16 protein-coding genes and 1 tRNA gene are annotated in these 16608 nt (G+C 67.9%); 2 read left to right on the forward strand and 15 right to left on the reverse strand.

The annotated features are described in order from the left end of the window. Positions 1–57: 57 nt before the first annotated feature. From ACZ3IJ_RS06620 to ACZ3IJ_RS06630, 3 genes are all read right to left on the reverse strand, one after another. Positions 58–312 (reverse strand): hypothetical protein, encoded by a 255-nt coding sequence (locus ACZ3IJ_RS06620; RefSeq protein WP_467466570.1) that lies wholly within the window; start codon positions 310–312, stop codon positions 58–60. 485 nt (positions 313–797) lie between these two features. Continuing rightward, positions 798–1358: a hypothetical protein gene (locus tag ACZ3IJ_RS06625; protein WP_467466571.1), complete on the reverse strand. Its 561-nt coding sequence runs from the start codon at positions 1356–1358 to the stop codon at positions 798–800. After that, a complete protein-coding gene (locus ACZ3IJ_RS06630; RefSeq protein WP_467466572.1) occupies positions 1358–2614 on the reverse strand; it encodes a HEPN-associated N-terminal domain-containing protein in 1257 nt (418 codons plus the stop codon). The genes ACZ3IJ_RS06625 and ACZ3IJ_RS06630 overlap by 1 nt, the downstream gene beginning before the upstream one ends. 270 nt (positions 2615–2884) lie before the next feature. Here ACZ3IJ_RS06630 and ACZ3IJ_RS06635 point away from each other — a divergent pair, with 270 nt between their 5' ends. Together ACZ3IJ_RS06635 and ACZ3IJ_RS06640 are read left to right on the forward strand one after the other, a co-directional pair. Then, positions 2885–3382 carry a hypothetical protein gene (locus ACZ3IJ_RS06635; RefSeq protein ID WP_467466573.1) on the forward strand — a complete coding sequence of 166 codons (498 nt, stop codon included), beginning with the start codon at positions 2885–2887 and terminating at the stop codon, positions 3380–3382. A gap of 69 nt (positions 3383–3451) precedes the next feature. Next, positions 3452–3529: transfer RNA gene (locus ACZ3IJ_RS06640), tRNA-Arg, on the forward strand. Between the two features lie 189 nt (positions 3530–3718). Here the strand turns inward: ACZ3IJ_RS06640 and ACZ3IJ_RS06645 are convergent. The 12 genes from ACZ3IJ_RS06645 to ACZ3IJ_RS06700 form a co-directional block, all read right to left on the reverse strand. Further along, complete coding sequence (locus ACZ3IJ_RS06645; RefSeq protein ID WP_467466574.1) at positions 3719–4012, reverse strand: hypothetical protein; 294 nt, start codon at positions 4010–4012, stop codon at positions 3719–3721. Positions 4013–4351: 339 nt separating this feature from the next. After that, positions 4352–7105, reverse strand: coding sequence for an NACHT domain-containing protein (locus tag ACZ3IJ_RS06650; protein WP_467466575.1), 2754 nt, complete (start codon positions 7103–7105; stop codon positions 4352–4354). Between the two features lie 290 nt (positions 7106–7395). Continuing rightward, positions 7396–7773, reverse strand: coding sequence for a hypothetical protein (locus ACZ3IJ_RS06655; RefSeq protein ID WP_467466576.1), 378 nt, complete (start codon positions 7771–7773; stop codon positions 7396–7398). 101 nt (positions 7774–7874) lie between these two features. After that, complete coding sequence (locus ACZ3IJ_RS06660) at positions 7875–8753, reverse strand: hypothetical protein (RefSeq protein WP_467466578.1); 879 nt, start codon at positions 8751–8753, stop codon at positions 7875–7877. A 91-nt stretch (positions 8754–8844) separates the two neighbouring features. Beyond that, positions 8845–10215 carry an NADase-type glycan-binding domain-containing protein gene (locus tag ACZ3IJ_RS06665; protein WP_467466579.1) on the reverse strand — a complete coding sequence of 457 codons (1371 nt, stop codon included), beginning with the start codon at positions 10213–10215 and terminating at the stop codon, positions 8845–8847. A gap of 4 nt (positions 10216–10219) precedes the next feature. Beyond that, positions 10220–10783 (reverse strand): phage tail protein I, encoded by a 564-nt coding sequence (locus tag ACZ3IJ_RS06670; protein ID WP_467466580.1) that lies wholly within the window; start codon positions 10781–10783, stop codon positions 10220–10222. Continuing rightward, the gene (locus ACZ3IJ_RS06675) at positions 10780–12744 is read right to left on the reverse strand and encodes a putative baseplate assembly protein (RefSeq protein WP_467466581.1); all 1965 of its coding nucleotides are present in this window, start codon (positions 12742–12744) and stop codon (positions 10780–10782) included. The genes ACZ3IJ_RS06670 and ACZ3IJ_RS06675 overlap by 4 nt, the downstream gene beginning before the upstream one ends. Next, on the reverse strand, positions 12744–13166 hold the full coding sequence (locus ACZ3IJ_RS06680; RefSeq protein ID WP_352189000.1) for a GPW/gp25 family protein: 423 nt from the start codon (positions 13164–13166) through the stop codon (positions 12744–12746). The genes ACZ3IJ_RS06675 and ACZ3IJ_RS06680 overlap by 1 nt, the downstream gene beginning before the upstream one ends. Further along, a complete protein-coding gene (locus ACZ3IJ_RS06685) occupies positions 13163–13474 on the reverse strand; it encodes a PAAR domain-containing protein (protein WP_391798435.1) in 312 nt (103 codons plus the stop codon). Before ACZ3IJ_RS06685 ends, ACZ3IJ_RS06680 begins: the two co-directional genes overlap by 4 nt. Positions 13475–13599: 125 nt before the next feature. Then, complete coding sequence (locus ACZ3IJ_RS06690; protein WP_467466582.1) at positions 13600–15381, reverse strand: VgrG-related protein; 1782 nt, start codon at positions 15379–15381, stop codon at positions 13600–13602. Continuing rightward, a complete protein-coding gene (locus ACZ3IJ_RS06695) occupies positions 15378–16094 on the reverse strand; it encodes a CIS tube protein (protein WP_391798437.1) in 717 nt (238 codons plus the stop codon). Before ACZ3IJ_RS06695 ends, ACZ3IJ_RS06690 begins: the two co-directional genes overlap by 4 nt. Positions 16095–16140: 46 nt before the next feature. Continuing rightward, positions 16141–16566, reverse strand: a complete 426-nt coding sequence (locus tag ACZ3IJ_RS06700; protein ID WP_467466583.1) for a phage tail protein — start codon at positions 16564–16566, stop codon at positions 16141–16143. Between the last annotated feature and the right edge of the window lie 42 nt (positions 16567–16608).

Raw genomic sequence — 16608 nt, forward strand, 5'->3', positions numbered from 1 at the left:
GCTTCGCGGGCGCTGCGACGGTTGAGGTCGGCCCCCTGGCTCATCCGTCTCCCGCGATCAGCTAATGACCAGTCCTGTGATCCCGAAGATCAGCGTCAACACGAAGCACACCAGGCTTACGAGCGTGGCGACACGAGGTACTTCGGAGCTGCGCCGAAAGTTCGATATGACACCGTTGGCCCCAAATGAACAGATAGCCACGATCACTGCAGGGATGAACAGCGGCGTGTCGCGACAGACGTACGCAGCTCCTGCGGCCAAGCCAATGAGCAGAACCAGGACCATGAATCCCCCTATGCTGCGGGCGGTCATGAACTCCCGCTCGATGAAGCACAGGCTAGAGCAGTGCGGGGAGTTGAGGATCGTCTTTGGCAAACACCGCGAACAGGTGGCCGTGCCACATCGTGCGGGGAGTCACGGGGAACGAGGCCGTCTACGGACGCCTGCACGGTAGATGAGCCAGCACCACAACCGTGCAGGTCAGGTGCGGGTGTGCACCTCTCTTGTAAAGCGGCACTTCTGAAAGCGCCGGCCCTTTTCGGAGTGGCGCTCGCTATCAGGCTTGTCCAGTAATAATCGCGGAACAAGCGCAGAGCTGTCTGATGGGCTGGAGCGAGGGACTCAGCGGGGCCCGTGAAGTGTCCAGGAACCGGGCGAAGCCGGTGCCCGCGCAACGCACGGCTCATTAGGTAAGGGAGGGTATCCCGCCATCAGAGTTGACGCGCACGGTTCAGTATCAGGTGCCGCTTGGAGGGAAACCGTTACGACTCTCGCCTTGAATCTGCGGCAGCCTGCGCTCACGCCTGAGGGGTAGAGACTGAGATGCCCAAGTCGGCGCGCATAGATCGCCGCATTTCGGAAATGTGATTCCAGGTCTGGCCTCGAAGTGCATCGGCCGACGCGGCGGACTCGCCAGCCTCCTGCTCCCCTTTGTCGAGCCGCCGCAGCTTGCCATAGAGATTTCCAAGCGATTTGTCCACCGTTCCGGCGAACTCGAGAACTCCATCGGGCAGGATCATTTGCGCCTCAGCGTGCCTCGCCCGATGCTCAAGACGGGCAGACTCCACCTTCTCGCGGATGACATCTGAGGCCCTCTCGGATTTTAGGGAGTGCAGGTAGTTGGTGAGTTCGGTCAAGAATATTCGAGCTGCCGTATTAAGTGCGACGTAAGTTGCGCGGCGACTCTCTAGGCTATTGAGGTGGTCTTGGTGTGCTCGTTCCGCTTCGCGTTCCTGAGCGGAATGGCTCAATTCCCTTATCTTTCCCTTGTTGGTACTGTGCTGGATGAGTACGGCAGAAGCCAGAGTCCCAGAGATGCCAATGAGTGCCACCATAAGTGAACTCGTTCCTGCATCCATCACCAAGCACCTTTCCGGCTGCGGACCCCTTCAAAGGGGTCAATCTCGGTGTACGTCCGCTCAATCTTGTAGGTGGCGCGCGAGTCTCGATCGAGGACGAGATGTAGCTCGGTGCCCCTCACATCATCTTTGGAGTCGACGCATCTCTCGTGCGGAACGTCCAGAACTATGCACGGTTTTCCCGTGGTGGCTGACGAGTACATCAGGCCGTCGACACCGTCTCCTTCCCGATGATGAATCTTGAGCAAGTACTCGGTGAGCACTTGGGTCGGCACGTAATCGACCTGCTCGTACGACTCACGGATGGGTTGGCTTAGATGATCGACGAATTCATGTAGGAACTGCAGCCCAGGACGCGCGGCTGCATCGGCGCCGAATAGAGATGGCACCGGCGGCAGTTTCTCCTTAGTGAGGTCGATAACGCTGCCCTTCTGGGGCGCCGCGAAAGCTGCGACGGTCACATGAGTGTCCATAGTCCTGACCAGGCTCTCACGAATAGCCGTGTCCATATCGGTGGCACCGTAGAACATAGGGATGCCCGCTGGATTCATGCGATTGGCCTGTTTAGAATGCTCGGAACGGGCAGTGCCGAGATCTGCTGCCCACCATTCATCGTCACGCTGGGAGCGAGTGCGGGCCCGCCAGAACTGTTGGCCAACTTCGATCTCGCTATAGAGATAGTGAAGGTCGATCAAGCGGCCAACTTCAGCAAGCATTTCATCGGGCGTTAGCTCCCGAAAATCCCGATGCTCATCCTTGGGCTTTGGGACCATGAACACGTAGCGTGTGTTGTGCTTCAATGAGTAGCAAAAGGAAGTCCAGCCATTTTGAAGGACCTCTCGAGGTGAGTCACCACCCCACTCGCCTTTCCTCACCCAGCTGGCTTCGTCCATTGCCGCACAGACGGCCTCAGCTAGTTCATGATTCATGAAGATATCGCCGAATACGTCGTGAACTAGATCCCATGTGTCCATTCCGGGAACTATGTAATCGCCATCTTCGCTGTCGTATGGGATAAGCTCGTCTTCTACGGTGGCATATTCCGAGTTAACGCCTGAAATGAACGCATCCATGAAGGTGTCAAAGGGTGCGGCAGGGGCGTGTTCGCAGAAGCTGCAATTTTCTGCGGATTCTGCGGCTTCTTTGACTTTCGCGGCTAGAGGAATGTCATCAATGCACTCCTCGCACACCCATTTTTCGGTGCCACTCCACCCGCGTTCTCGTTCTTCTTCCCAAACCCGCTTCGCAAGGCCCACGGCTGGAGCGTACCGGAGCGCCTTAACGGCTGTCCCGCAATCATCGCGGCTCCGAGTACGTAGTCACCTGAAGATCGACGACGTGCTCAGCCGGTGGTTCGGGGCCCGAAAGGGACCAGGTGAAGTCGGCGAGCGATGGTGGGCGGTCACGTGGGTCTGATCCAGCTCGTTCTGTTCGTCGTCCACCCTGATGGGCGCGCACGGGGGGCTTCCGAGCCTTCGTTGGCAAACAGACTTCGCCATCCACCGGATCGGGGAACGATGAGCGCCATGACGAGTGATGTCTACAGGGAAGCAGCGAAGCGCTTAGCCAATCAGGCTCACGAGGTAGAGCGGGTGTCTGGGCAAGAACGTTGGCGCAAGGTGTTGCAGCGGGTGAGCCGCCGTCGGCTTGGGCGGCGGCGCGGATGGGTGAGCGTTCCAGAGTTAGGCACCCCATGGCAGGACACCATCTCCGCAGAGCGGGGCGACGACTGGCGTCAGCGGGCAGCCAACCTGGACGGCGAGTTCGCGTTCAGCGTCGACTATCAGGTCTGCCTGCACTGTCAGCTCGGGTGGGTCGAGCAGCCTTACACGCTGCCGGAGTATCAGGGATGTGGTCTGGCTTCCGCCGGCCTCGCCGCGCTGCGGATCGAGCACCCTAGCCTGTCGTGGCACACCCTGGGTGGGCACCTCCGCGATTCCAAGGCATTCTGGGCGGCCGTAGGAGCCGATGTGCCCGGCGGGTACCAGCAGCGCAGCCTCTGTGCCCACGTCACCGCGGGATGATGTCAAACAGCGCCTTCCACGAGGCGCGGCCTATTCGTGGACCGACAACGTTCGCTACGTCACTCGTAGGCCGTTGACCTGCGGAGACGCGTGGGACGCACGGGGCCTCCGGAGCCGTGTGCGCAGGTTCGAATCCTGCCGGGGGCACTTCGCAGGAAGTGCCTAAAGACCCCGCCACCAGCAGAGATGCTGAGGACGGGGTCTTGTCGTATCCACTGAGCGTTGCCCGAAACGTCATCAGCTCGCCCGTATGAACCACGCTTGGAGCGCAAGCCTCCGAGAGCGCCGCCGAGCCGGCGGGGAGCGGGTCCTGGCCGGGCGAGCCTTGGGTCGTTGCTACCTGACGACGACGTTGTGTGCCGGGATGATCGTGGGCTGGACTTCGGCATGGCCGAGTTCGGCCAAGATCGGGCCGAAGAGCTTCGCATGGTTTTCGAGGGCCTCCACGCTCTCCCAGACCTCGGTCACCCGGAACCCTCCGTCAGTCGGCCCCGCCGCGTGCGAGACGAGACCGGGGTTCGGCAGGTCTGCGAACTGCGTGAACCCCTGCCCGCCGGTCACCCGTTCGATGACTGCGTCGTAAAGCTCCTGCCCGGCGCCTGGAAGTTCGAAGGTGACGATGACGGCCATGGAGTTCCCACTTTCTCGGTCAGCTGCCGCCTCTGCGGCAACGCCGGGATACTAGCGGCAGGTGACCTGGAGGGCACAGACAGTGACGGATGCGCGGCCGCGGACGGCCCTGCAGCTCCTGAAGCAGCAGGAGCCGAAGTCAGGGGGTGACAGTGCTAGGCCTCCTTTCTTCGTGTGATTGTGGGCAGTTGGGCCGCACGGTACGTTCGCGCGCACGAGCCGTTTCGGTGGGGAGGGGCAGGCACCTTCTGGATCAAGCAGGTGAACGGCCTGTACGAACGTCACGGAGCGGGCGGGTCGTGATCCCCTTCGCCGGAGTGGCGTCCGCAAAGCGTCGGCTCAGGAGACGTGGGTGGTGGTGGTGTTCCAGATGTTGTGGCCGGCGGACCAGTTCTCCACGAAGCGGCGTGCGGGGTAGAGCAGTTGTGGCATCAGAGGCCGGAGCCTGTGGGGATTGCTTCGGGCCTCCACCAGGAGGGTGATCGACAGCGGGCGTCTGAAATGGCCCGGGGACATCTCGTCCAGGATCTCCACGAGGCCCATCGCGAGGTACAGCAGGCCGGTGAGGGCTGGGCTTCCCATGGCGTAGCCGTCTCTGAGCTGCATGTCGTGCAGCGAGCGGAAGGCTCTGTCGCAGCGAGCGGCGCCGGAGGTGTTCCAGTAGTCCAGGAAGCTGTCGTCCAGCCGCGGCATGTCGAGGTTCACCAACGTGTCCATCGGGTCACCGAGGATCCCGGCCAGGCCGGCGAGTGCGTCGTTGGCGTGGTCGTACTGATGCTCGTCGATGTGAGCGCTGCCCATGACGTCGAAGACCCAGGCCGCCGGCGAGAGCGGGCCGAGTGCGTTCGGTGTGCCTGCCATGTCGAGCATGACGGACAGGACGTTGCTGTGTGCCGCGTCGGGCGGGCCGGCGGCGAGTCGCGCTTCCGGTGCGGCCAGCGTCGCGATGCTCGCCGCACCGGTGTACAGACTGACCGCCCACCCGGCGGAGGACTGCTGCGTACAGCTTGCGGCCACGCGTTGCAGGCTTCCCAGCGTGGCCAGGTGGCTCCGGACGGGATCGGCGTAGGGGCCGAGGCTCCGCCGATCGCTCGGATCCCTCTGCAGATGGTGCACGTTCGCGACGAGCCACGTCACCGAGAGGCCGCGGGAGGTCCCGTCGAGGGATCTGTCCGCCAGGAGCTCTTTGGCCACTTCCTGGAACGCCGTCCAGGCGGCTCCCGGGTAGGGGCCCGAGGGAGAGAGGAGCTTTCGCAGCTCGTCCGAGTAGCTGGAGAGGTAGCTTTCGACGGCGATCCTCATGAGAAGCTGCATCGTCGCGACGTTGATCTTCACAAGGTCGAGCCAGCGGGCCATGAATTCGACGAGCGTGCGCAGCGCTTCGCCCTCGGCCGTCCTTCCGCGCTCCAGCAGCCGAGCCACGACGCGGCTGCTTCCGCCGGCCCACTTCTCGTCCGCCAGGTTCATGCAGATCTGGGCGAGGATCTCCCACCTGCCTCCCATGAGCTCGGGGAGGAGGTGGTCCGCCAGCAGCTCGGGCGTACCGCTGTTCCGCGCCAGATAGAGGGCGGCGAAGTACTCCTGCAGGCTCTGGTGGGTGAAGCCGAAGATCCCGGATCCGTCGGCCTCCGTTCCCAGTTCCGTGAAGATCCACGCACGGCCGCGACAGAGATCGACGAGTTCGTCGGCCAGACGGCACGCCTCCTCGTGCGCCGGGACCGACTCGTCGGCCATGGCAGACGAGGCGACCAGCATCACATCCGCCTCCGGCATACCCGCCAGCCATTGAGGGTCGGTGATCGATGTGTACGCCAGTGAGGCGAGCGTGTGCCGCATCGTGTCCAGGTCCATTCCGCTGTCCACCGGCAGGCCTTGGAAGTTGTCCCAGTCGGCCAGGAGCAGTTCCGCGCATTTCCTGTACAGCTGCGCCCGGCTGCGAGGAATGAAGCGGTGCCCCCTGTAGAGCACGCATATATAGGCCAGCAGAAGCGGATTGCAGCGCAGGTCCGGAATACTCGCGCTTTCGCGCATGAAGCCGTCTGTCACTCGCTCGGGCGACTCCGGAAGCCGTGATCCCACCGAGAACCACTTCGATACGTACTCACGGACCTCGCCGTTGTTGCGGACGATCCCGTCGTCGAAGGGGAGGATGCGGAACTCGCGAAAGGTCGCGGGGTTGAGCTTCGCCGAGTTGTAGCCGACGATGCGTGACGTGGCGAGGATCCGTGACAGTGGGTAGAGCCGACTCGCGGTCTCGATGATCTCGGACGACCTTCGCCGCAGGCTCTCCGACTGCACCTCGTCCAAGCCGTCGAACAGCAGCAGGGCGGATCCGTCGAGCAGCATCTCCTCGACGAGCCCTTCCGGGACCTTGATCTGGTACCGGTGTGACAGCTGCCCTTCGATGACTTTGATCAACGAGAAGCCGGAGGCGGTGAAGTCGACTTCGCGCATCACCACGTAGAAGGGAACCGACCGGCGGTTCTGGAACATCAGCGACGCCGACAGGGAGCTACTCGTGGACTTTCCCGCACCGGGATCGCCCAACAGCACGGTCCGGTCGATGGAATCGACGAAACCGTCGTAGGAGACGACTCTCCCTGCCTGCCCGTCCACGAGCCGCGGCTTGACGAAGATCTTGCTGAAATGGATGCGCCGACGATTTCCGAGGTCCGGCAGCGGTATCTCCTCGTGCAGGGCGAACGCTTTGCGGTAGCGCTCGGTCCATTCCTCCCGCTCCTCGGCCTTCAGCCTGCGCGGACGGGCCAAGGCCGAGAGGTAGGAATCGATGGAGCCGACCGTCATCCTCGCCAGGGTGACATTCGGCCAGTCGATCGTGCCTGTGTCGGACTTCTGCGCGGCGCGAAGCGAGCCCACCAGCTCCGCGCACCTGCGATGCAGGTGAGTGAAGACGAGTTCTGCGTAGTTGTTCGCGGCGGCGGGGTCGACGGCCGGGATCTGCTCACGGAAGTGGGTCCGCAGAGCGAGTTTCAGTCTCGTCGTCGCCCGGCGCAGATCCTCGTCCACTATGTCGATGGCCACCAGGTGTTGGGCAATGCCCTGGATCTCCGGGGTTTCGATCCACCTGAGCACGTCCCGTTCGGTCGCTCCGGCCGGAGGGGAGTTGACGAGGGTGGCTGAGGGGACGGAAGAGGGATGGAGGTCGGTGAGGCCGGCCAGCGTGTGGGCGAGGCTTCCCCCCGCTCGTCCACGGCGGGCGAGTTCACGCTCCACCCGGCCCATGAGGCGCCTCACTGCCCCACCGGCCAGCCGGCCCTCGATGGCTGATGTGATGCTCAAGCGTTCCCCCACGCTGATCGCGGCTGCGGCCGCTTCCCCTCGAACGCCGCGGAAACGGCGCTCCTGCCGATGTCCTCGTGCGGTCAGAAACCGATCGGGATGCCGAGGAAGCCGGCGACCGCCTGTGCCGAACCCGTCGCGAGGACGGGGGGCAGGTAGGTCTTCGCGCCCTGCCATACCTTCTGTGTCAGCCGGCGCACACGTCCCGCGTCGGGCTCGGCCAGGGCGAGCTCCGCCTGCAGCGCCTCGGCATCGGCCACCACGTCTGCCCGGTCCGCGGCAGGCAGGTCCGCCGTCCGGGCGGCGGCCAGGACCTCTCGCGCGAAGGTCGCGAGCTGCTGGGGCTCGTAGCCGAACGTGTTGTGCTGAACGTTGCCCTGGCCCATCTGCGGCGCCCCGTTGTTGACGGTGACGTTCCAGGTGTTCTGGATGCCGGGCTGCTGTTGCTGCTGCTCGCTCACGTGGTCCTCACTGTGGTGTGGGGTGGCGGTGTGTGCGGGGTGGGCATGGGCTCAGGTGGGCGGTGGGGGCTGTCCTGCCACCAACCGCCTGTCGCTCCGGCTCACATGAGGCGCTCCACCGCCATCAACGCCATCTGGGCGCCCGATCTCGTAAGGCCCTCGTGGAGGCTTTCCAGGAGGCTTCGGACACGTTCGCGCTGCGGCTTCTCTCGTCCCGCCTCCCGCTCCAGCGCCTCGGCATCCTCGACGATCTGATGCCGGACGGTCTCGGCGACGGGCATCGACCTCTTCGAGACCATCTCATGCAGTTCTCGCGCGAACCGCATGACCTGTTCCAGGTCCGGACCGTGGTTGTGCTGGACGTTTCCATGACCGATCTGAGGGGCGCCGCCATGAACCGCGATGTTCCAGTTCTGGTGGAGTCCGCTGGGGCGGCGACCGGCCAGATAGCCCCTGACATCGGTCTTGTCGGTCCACCCGCACTCCCGCCCGCGAGGTGTGAGCGTGACGGCCGTCGGCATGTCGTCCGTACGCTCGACAGTGATCAACTTCTCCGCCTCCAGGAAGGTGACCGCACTGCGGATCTCGTCGGGGGTCAGCACCGTGTCCAGGACCTGAGCGTGCGGAGAGCCGGCGAAGTCGGTCAACTCCATTCGGTGCTCCGGAAATTGATTGACCGCAGCAGTCACCAGCCCGTTGACCGCCGCGTCGTACCGCACGATCGGACGGTCGCGGTCGTGCAGCAGTTTCTCCGCGCGCACCACACCGGTGGGCGTGACCCGCCAGGCCATCAGGCCCGCGGCGCCCATGGGTTTGACGAGGCCCGCGTGCTGGAGGTGCCCGATCACCACACGGAGCCGAGGGAGGCCCAGCTCCCCCCAGCCGGGTAACCGGTCGATGTGGGTGAAGTCGACCGGATTGACCTCGTTGTTCTGGTACATGGCCACGAGCAGCAGGGCCGAGGCCCGTTCCGTATCCACTCGCCGATCGTAGATTGCCGACCGACCCCCGGTCCTCCGGACGAGGGAATGGGGTCAGGTTTACTCCTGCTCCTCCGGCCGAGTGGGGCCGTCAGCTTCTCTTGAAGAACTCGACCTCCGACAGGGCGACATGACGGCCCTCGGTCAGGCCTGCCGCTTCGGTGAGGATGAGTTGGACCGAGACCACGTCGCTGTGGCCCGTCTGGATCGTCTGAGAGCCCGGTTTGTCCGCGAGGGTGATCGTCTTCCTCTTCGTCGTTCCGTCCGACGCCGTGATCAGCAGGTCCGCCTTGATCGGGCGGGCCTGGTCGCGGTGCGCCTCCGGTTTCTTCGAGACGCCCGTGTGGACCACCACGTCCACCAGGCGGAACGGAGAGCGGAACGTGAAGGTCAGCGCGTCGCCGACCTTCGGCGCGCCCCAGTACGTGTTGGTCAGGCCGTCCGTCGCGAGCGCCGGTCCGTGCTTCGGGACCGACGCCGTCGCCTCGACCGTGGCCGGCGTGATGTGCGTCGCCTTCGCGAGCTTGTCCCGTACGTCCTCGTACAGCCAGCGGCCCGCCGGGATCAGGAAGTAGCCCCCCACCAGGAGGCCCAGCACCACGACCGCTACCACCGTTCGGCGTGCCCACTGGCCCGAGCCCGAGCGGACCCTGCGGCGGAACGGCCACACCGTCCGCCACCACGGCAGCGGTGCCGCCTGCGCCGTCGCCCGCAGCGGGGTCGCACAGCGGCGGCAGAAACGGCGGTCCGAGGCGTTCGGCGTGCCGCACGACGGGCACGGGGGGCCCACCTGCTCCGTCTGTGCCGCCGTCGGGCGTACCTTCGGGCGCTGCGCGATCGGCTTCGCCGGCTTCACCGCCCCTACCTGAGACTCCGCCGTGGGAGTCGGTGGCAGCGTGGGGGTGGGGGTGGGAGTGGGGATGGGGGTGGGAGTGGGGGTCCTCGGGGGGATCGGTGACGGTGTGACGGTGTTCGTGGGGCTGTGCGTCGGCCTTGGCGGGGTGGTCGGAGCGGGGCGGGGCGGGGGTGCCTGGCGCTCCTTGGGGGTTTCCTCCTCCTCTTCCGTCGGAGAATCCGTGCGGGAGTCCGTCCCCGCCTGGAGGGCCGTCGGGAGGTCCGTCGGGAGCTCCGCCTGGAGGTTCGTCGGGAGCTCCACCGGCAGGTCCTGCTGGAGGCCCCTCAGCAGCCCCCTCAGGAATCCTGGCTGAGCCTCCTCCGGGAGTTCCGGTGCGAGTGACGGCGGCAGCGCCGACAGGGGTGCCGACGGGAGGTCCGGGGGCGTCAACGGGAGTCGGGGGGCCTCGGGCTCGGCCCGCTCTTCCTCCCTCCGCTCCTCGTCCCTCCTCTCCTCCCTCCTCTCCTCCTTCTTCTCCTCCTGCGACCAGCCCAGGTATCCCCCGCAGTTGCCGCAGAAGTCGTCCGTCTCGCCGTTCGCCGTTCCGCAGTCCGGGCATGAGCGCATGGAGTCAGCTACCTCCGTCTTCCGGTGGGCCGGTGAGGATCTCCACCCGGCATGTCAGGTGGACCGGGCACGATGCCGCGATCACGTCAAGCACCTGGCGCTCGTTCACCGTCGGGGTGCGGACCGGCCAGACCAGGACCAGGAGTTCGCCCGGTGGTGCCGGAGGCAGTTCCGAGGCGGGCGTCGTCGACCAGGTGGCGCCGCCGCCGTCGACGATCCGTGCCTCAACCCCGAGGCAGAGGCGCAGGCTCTCCACCAGGCCCCGGCGCGTGCCGCGGCGGCGGTGGAGGTCCATCGCCCGGGCCACGACCTGGCGGGAGAGCTCCTCCGGCCACTCCTCGTCCAGCTCCACGCCCAGCCAGGTCGCGAGCCACCGCAGGAAGTCCGGGGGTGTGAGCGCCGGATCGAAGTACGCGGGGAGGTTGTCCAGCGTGGACAGCACCGGGGCCAGGACCGTGTCGAGGCCCGTCGTGAAGCGCTGCGCGAAGTCGTCGTCCGCGTAGAGGGCCGGAAGCAGGCCACCGAGGGGGTGGCGGCTCGGCAGACCGGGGACCGCTGCTCTGGTCATGTCGCGCCGCCCAGGTCCCCGGGGGCCACGACCACCTGGTGCTGGTACGAGAAGACCAGCGCGTTGCGGGCCACGTCGATCCGTTCGACCGGGGCTCCGCGGCGGCCGGTCACCGGGTCGGCGGGGAAGAGGCGGACCTCCTCCACCAGGGCGTTCCCGGCCGCCCGTTGGAGGACGGCGAACACCTCTCCGTACTGGACGGGGCGGCCGAACGGCCAGCCCCTGCCGTCGGCTCCGCCGCGCAGCGGGTTGAAGTGCCGGAACAGCGCGGCGAGCGCGTCCTCCCGTACCCGGTCCACGTCCTGCGGGTCGGCGATCAGGCGCGCCACCACCGTGATCCCCTGGTACGCGGGGGGCTCCACCACCAGGCGCGTGCCGACCAGGCGGCGTTCGTCCAGGCGGGCCGTGACCGCCGACAGGACCTGCTCGGAGGGGATCAGCTGCTCGAACCGGAGCCGGTCGTCCCCCTCGTCGGCGACCGCGTCCGGGACGATCAGTACCCGTACCGCTCCGCCCTCCCCCGCCACGGCCGGCAGACAGCGCACCCGCCGCACCGAGGGCGCCGCCTCGCGGGCGATGAACTCGTAGTCCTGGGCCGTGACCGCCCGGTCCCGGATCCGCAGCACGTGCGGCGCCCGCACCTTGGCGTTGTCGACGGTCTCGCCGTCCACCCCGCCGCGGGCCGCCTCGCGGTTCTCCACCCGGGCGACGTACGGTACGGAGCTGCGCAGGACCGAGATCGCGCCGCGCGCCACGTTGCCGCCCGCGCCCCCTCCCGTGCGGTGACGCGGGACCCGGACCTGGGCTCCCTGGTCGGGGACCGCCCCGTAGGTGCGTATCGTGCCGTCGGGCTCGCGCAGCGCGGGCGGGAAGGTGAACTCGCCGTTCGTGGCGTCCACGACCACGTGCCGGTCGGTGGGCGAGGAGTCGCCGAAGTGGTCCACCGCCGTCCAGGTCTGCCAGCCCTCCGCCGAGGACACCTCGACCACCACCGGTCCGCCGTCGAGCAGCAGCGGCGGCCGGGGCAGCCGGAACCGCTGGCCCGCCACGCCGTCGGAGGTGCCGAGCATGGTGTCGTACACGGCCTCCGCGTGCTCGACCGTCATCGTGCCGCCCACCGTGAACACCTCCGCCTCGCGGATCGTCGGCGACTCGGAGTAGAAGGGCTGGCCCGCCTCGGGCGCGGTCACGCGGCAGCGCAGCCAGCCGGCGCGCGTGCCCGCGACCACCGACGCGGTGTGCCCCGCCGGTACGAACACGATGACCTCGCCCGGCCTGTTGAGCCCGCCCGTCGTGTCCGAGCCCGTCTCGCAGACCACCCACCGGGCACCGTCCCAGGCCTCCCACACGAGGGGCGGCTGCCGGGGGTCGACGCCGACGCCCTCGACCCGGCTGTCGAGCCTGACGGCGACGATGCAGCGCGGCACGGCCGTCGGCAGGCCGAACAGCAGGGCGTCACCGGGGGCCGGTGCCGCTTGGAAGCACGGGATGTCGCGGCCCTCGCCGAGCGCCGCTGTCCGGTCCGTCTGCTCGCCGCCCGCCGGGGCCGTCACCAGGCGGGTGAGGGAGCTGGGCACGATGGGCAGGTCGGCGACGGTGCCGAACACCACCGCGTCCTCGGTCTCGCTCCGTACGGTCGCCACCTCGACGCCCGCCCGCAGCATGACCGTGTCGGGCTGGGGTGCGGAGAGCCAGAAGTCGACGTCCGCCGTCGCGGCCGTCGGGGGGAACAGCCGTACGCCCAACAGGTCGAGGAACGCGGCGTAGTTCTTCTCCGGCACCCGGTTCAGCCGGTAGAGCAGCTGGTCGACCATGTAGGCGAAGGTCTCGATGAGCGTGACGCCGGGGTCGGACACGTTGTGGTCGGTCCACTCCGGCGCCGCCTGCTGCACGTACCGCTTCGCCTCGTCGACGAGCTGCTGGAAACGCCGGTCGTCCAGGTTCGGTGAGGGCAGAGCCATCAGCGTCCTCCCGCCTCGTCGGAGCCCTCGTGGGAGGGGATGGAGTAGAACGGGAAGACCAGGTTCCGCAGGTCGTTGGTGGAGCGGACCGTGTACCGGACGTCGATGTAGAAGATGCCGTCGTCCACCGCGTCGAAGGCGACCACCACGTCGTCCACCTCGATCCGCGGCTCCCAGCGCTCCAGCGCCGTCCGCACCTCGTGTCCGATCCGGCCCGCTGTCTCGCCGTCCCCGGGCGCGAAGACGTACTCGTGGATCCCGCAGCCGAACTCGGGGCGCATCGGGCGCTCGCCCGGCGCCGTACCGAGGACGAGACGGATCGCCTCCTCGATCTCCCGGTCGCGCTCCACCATGCCGATCCCGCCGGTGGGGCTCACCCTGAGCGGGAAGCCCCAGCCCCGGCCGATGAACCGCTCGCTCACACCGGCCCCCCGATGAGCACGTTGAACGCGCCGGCCACGATCTGCGCCCCGCAGCTCGTCTGGTCCCGTACGCAGGCGGCGGGCAGCCCGCCGATCAGTACGGGGCCGGTCACGGCGGCGCGCGGGTTCGGCATGATCACGTTGCCCGGGCCGAGGTAGGCGTGCGGCACGCACGCGTGCAGGCTTCCTGTCACCGCGGCCGGCTTGCCGCCGATGAGCACGGTGGGGACCAGGACGGCGCCGGGCGGCGGGGTGCCGATGACACCGCCGTGGGCCGTGGGGTCTCCGACGCGGGCTGCGGGAGGCATTCACTTTCTCCTTGCTGATGATGATGAGGGGGGATTGGGGGGTGCAGGGCGGATGGGGTGGGGTGGGGGCATCGGGATGCCTTCGGCTGATGCGCGTCGCGCGTCGGAGCCCGTTCGGCCCTCCGTCAGTTGAGGCGGATCATCCGTGCCTTGATCGTCGCCAGCAGCCCGCCGTCCACCGTCACCCCCGTCTTGCCGTTGATGTTCACCGTCCGGCCGTTCAGGTCGAGCGTCCCCGTCCCCGCGTCGAGCGTGATGCCCTTCGGGGTCAGCGTCACCGAGCTCAGCGCCCGTCTGCCGCCCGGCCCGAACACCGTCAGTTCGAGCCGGTTGCGGCGCTCGTCGAGCTTCACCTCCAGCCGCTTGTTCCCACTGGCCAGGCGCACCCCGGACGTGCCGCGCGGGGTGTCGAGCAGTTCCAGGCGGTGGCCCGAGCGGGACACCAGGGAGCGGCGCTGGACCTTGCCGCTGGTCTTGTCGACCAGCGGGACGTCGTGCGGTGACGGCTTGTCCACGCCGTTGTAGAGGCCGCCGAGCACGTACGGGCTGTCGAGCAGCCCCTGTTCGAAGCCGACGAGCACCTCGTCGTTGACCTCCGGGCTGAAGACCCCTCCCCCGCCCTGGCCGCCCCACTGGACGGTCCGTACCCAGTCCGTCACGTACGTGGCGTCGAGCCAGGGGAACTTCAGCTTCACCCAGCCGCGCTGGCCGCCGCCCGTCTCACGGATGTCGGTGACCACGCCGATCGCCAGACCGGGCATCCGCGAGCCTCGCGCGGGCGCGTTCCCGCCCGTCGCGAGGCCGGTGAGGGAGCGGTCGGGCGAGGAGCTGACGACGATCGTCGTGCGGTAGCCGCCCTGCGGCTCCAGGACGTGGTGGGCGGCGGTGGCCGTGTACCGGCCGGAGAACGCGGGGCCGACGTTGCCGAGGGCGACCGGCTTGCCCGCCCGCAGCTTGGGGTTCCCCTCGGCGACCGCCTCGATCTCGCCGAACCCGGCGCTCACCGACGCGGCCACCGAACCGGCCACGGCCGTCGTCTCGGCCTGCGAACGGTACGGGGTGTCGGTGACGGTGACCTTCGCGGAGGCGCCGAACGCGGACGCCACCGACGGGTTGAGGCCCGGGGTGACGGTGGTGCTGCGGACGGCGGGCCGGGTGGCGACCAGCGGGGTCTTGGTGGTCACGTTCCAGCCGCGCACCTCCACGTTGCCCGCCCCGTCGGCGCCCGTCAGGACCGCCCGCAGGGCCAGCAGGTTGCGGCCGTACTCCAGGACCAGCGGGTTGCGGGTCGCCGGGGTGGACGGGGCCGGCGCGGACGCGGCGGGCGCCGGCTTCACGAACTGGAGCAGGCCCTTCTCGTCGACCCGCACATGGGCACCGCTCTCCCCCGCCAGGTACTGGAGGAAATCCCAGTCGGAGACGTTGGGCTGGGAGAGCTGCTGATGGGTGACCGGAGCCGCCTCGATCTTCCCGCAGGCCAGACCGGCCCCGGCGGCGACCTTGCGGACGATGTCCGCCGTCGTCATGTTGCGGTACGCGACGACCTTGCGGCCGCGCTGGAGGCGGTGCGCCTTGGAGTACGCCCGGATCACCGTGAACGATCCCGTGGTGTCGGTGTCCAGTTCGACGGCCGTCACCTCGCCCGTGAACAGGCGCTCCCTGGCCTGGCCCGTGACGGTCACCACCGAGATCTTCAGCGGCGTGCCGATGGTGATGCCGGTGGCGGTGAGCAGTTCGTGGTTCGGGTCGCGGTAGGTCAGCAGCGCGGTGTCGGGCAGCCCGACGTTCTCGTCGACCACACAGCTGACCAGCTGCGCGACCCAGGCGGGCGGCAGTTCGGCGGGGGCCTCGACGATCGGGTCGGCCGCGAACGACCTGCCGCCCCGCGACTCGCCGGCAGCGCTCATCGGTCCTCCTCGGCTGTTCCGTCGGCGCCGGGCACGACGAGTTCGGTACCGGGCACGAGCACCATCGGGTCGTCGATGGCGTTGGCCTCGGCGATGACGCGCCAGGCGGTGGCGTCCCCGTACTCGCGCCAGGCCAGCAGCGGCAGGCTGTCGCCCGCGACGACCCGGTGCGTACGGCGTGCCTCGCGCGAGCCCGACGTCGGGTTCTGGCCCGGCGGGTCGACGCTCGCCTCCTCGATCGACAGCGAGCAGGTGGCGCGCAGCGGCTTCCCGTCGACGTCGAACAGGGTGTAGTCGACGGAGAAGTTGGACAGCACGCCGTCGAACGAGGTGGTCTTCGAGGTTCCCCATTCGAACCGGACCCAGGGGCTGGCCGGTGTCTTGCGGGCCAGGCTGGCCTTGGTGGGCACACAGGCCGTCATCATCTGCTGCACGGCCTGTTCGACGGAGTTGTCGTGCTTGGCCGTCGCGTCGAGGAAGACCTCCAGGGAGAGCGAACGCGGTCCGCTGCCGACGAATTCGGGCAGGGCCGACTGGCCCGCCATCCGGGACGGGGTGCGCCGCCACTCGGTGGACTTGCTCATGCTCAGCGTCGACGGGTTGAACTGGAGCTTCACGCGGGCCAGGGTGCCGCCGGGCTTGGCGCCGACCTTCGCGGGCGGCTCCATGATCGTCAGCTGGGCCCGTGCGCGGCTCGATCGGGCGGGTGCCATCGCGTACGTACCTCCTCTCCGTGGTTGTGGCCGGGGCGGCCGGGTCTCAGGACGGGCGCAGGCCCTCGTGGGCGATCTCCAGGGTCTCGATCGCGGCCTGGGAGTTCGCCGGGTCGAACGACGGGCCCTGCCAGCGCACCGGGACGATGCCGAGCACCTGCCAGCTGACGATGCGGCTGAGATCGGGCCTGAGCGCGACGATCTCCCCGTCCTTGGGCTCGACCCGCTCGATGATCTCGTCGAGCCAGCGGGCGATCTTGGCGGTGTCCGAGGTGACGGGCCGGGTCAGGGTGATGTTGGACCAGGTGATGCGGCCGGGGAGCTGCCAGGCGAACCCGTTGTTGCCGCCCTCCGCGTACTGGTGCATCTCCACCTCCGCGCCGAGGCCGGAGCAGGTGTGGAAGGCACCGAGGTCGTTGCCGCCGATCGCGAGCCGGAAGAACACGCTCGTCGCGACGATGCTGTCCGTCATCTCTCTCCTTGGCCCGGGGGCCCGTTCTGTGTGCCGGTCTGT

It is taken from the genome of Streptomyces sp. NPDC013317 (assembly GCF_055563155.1).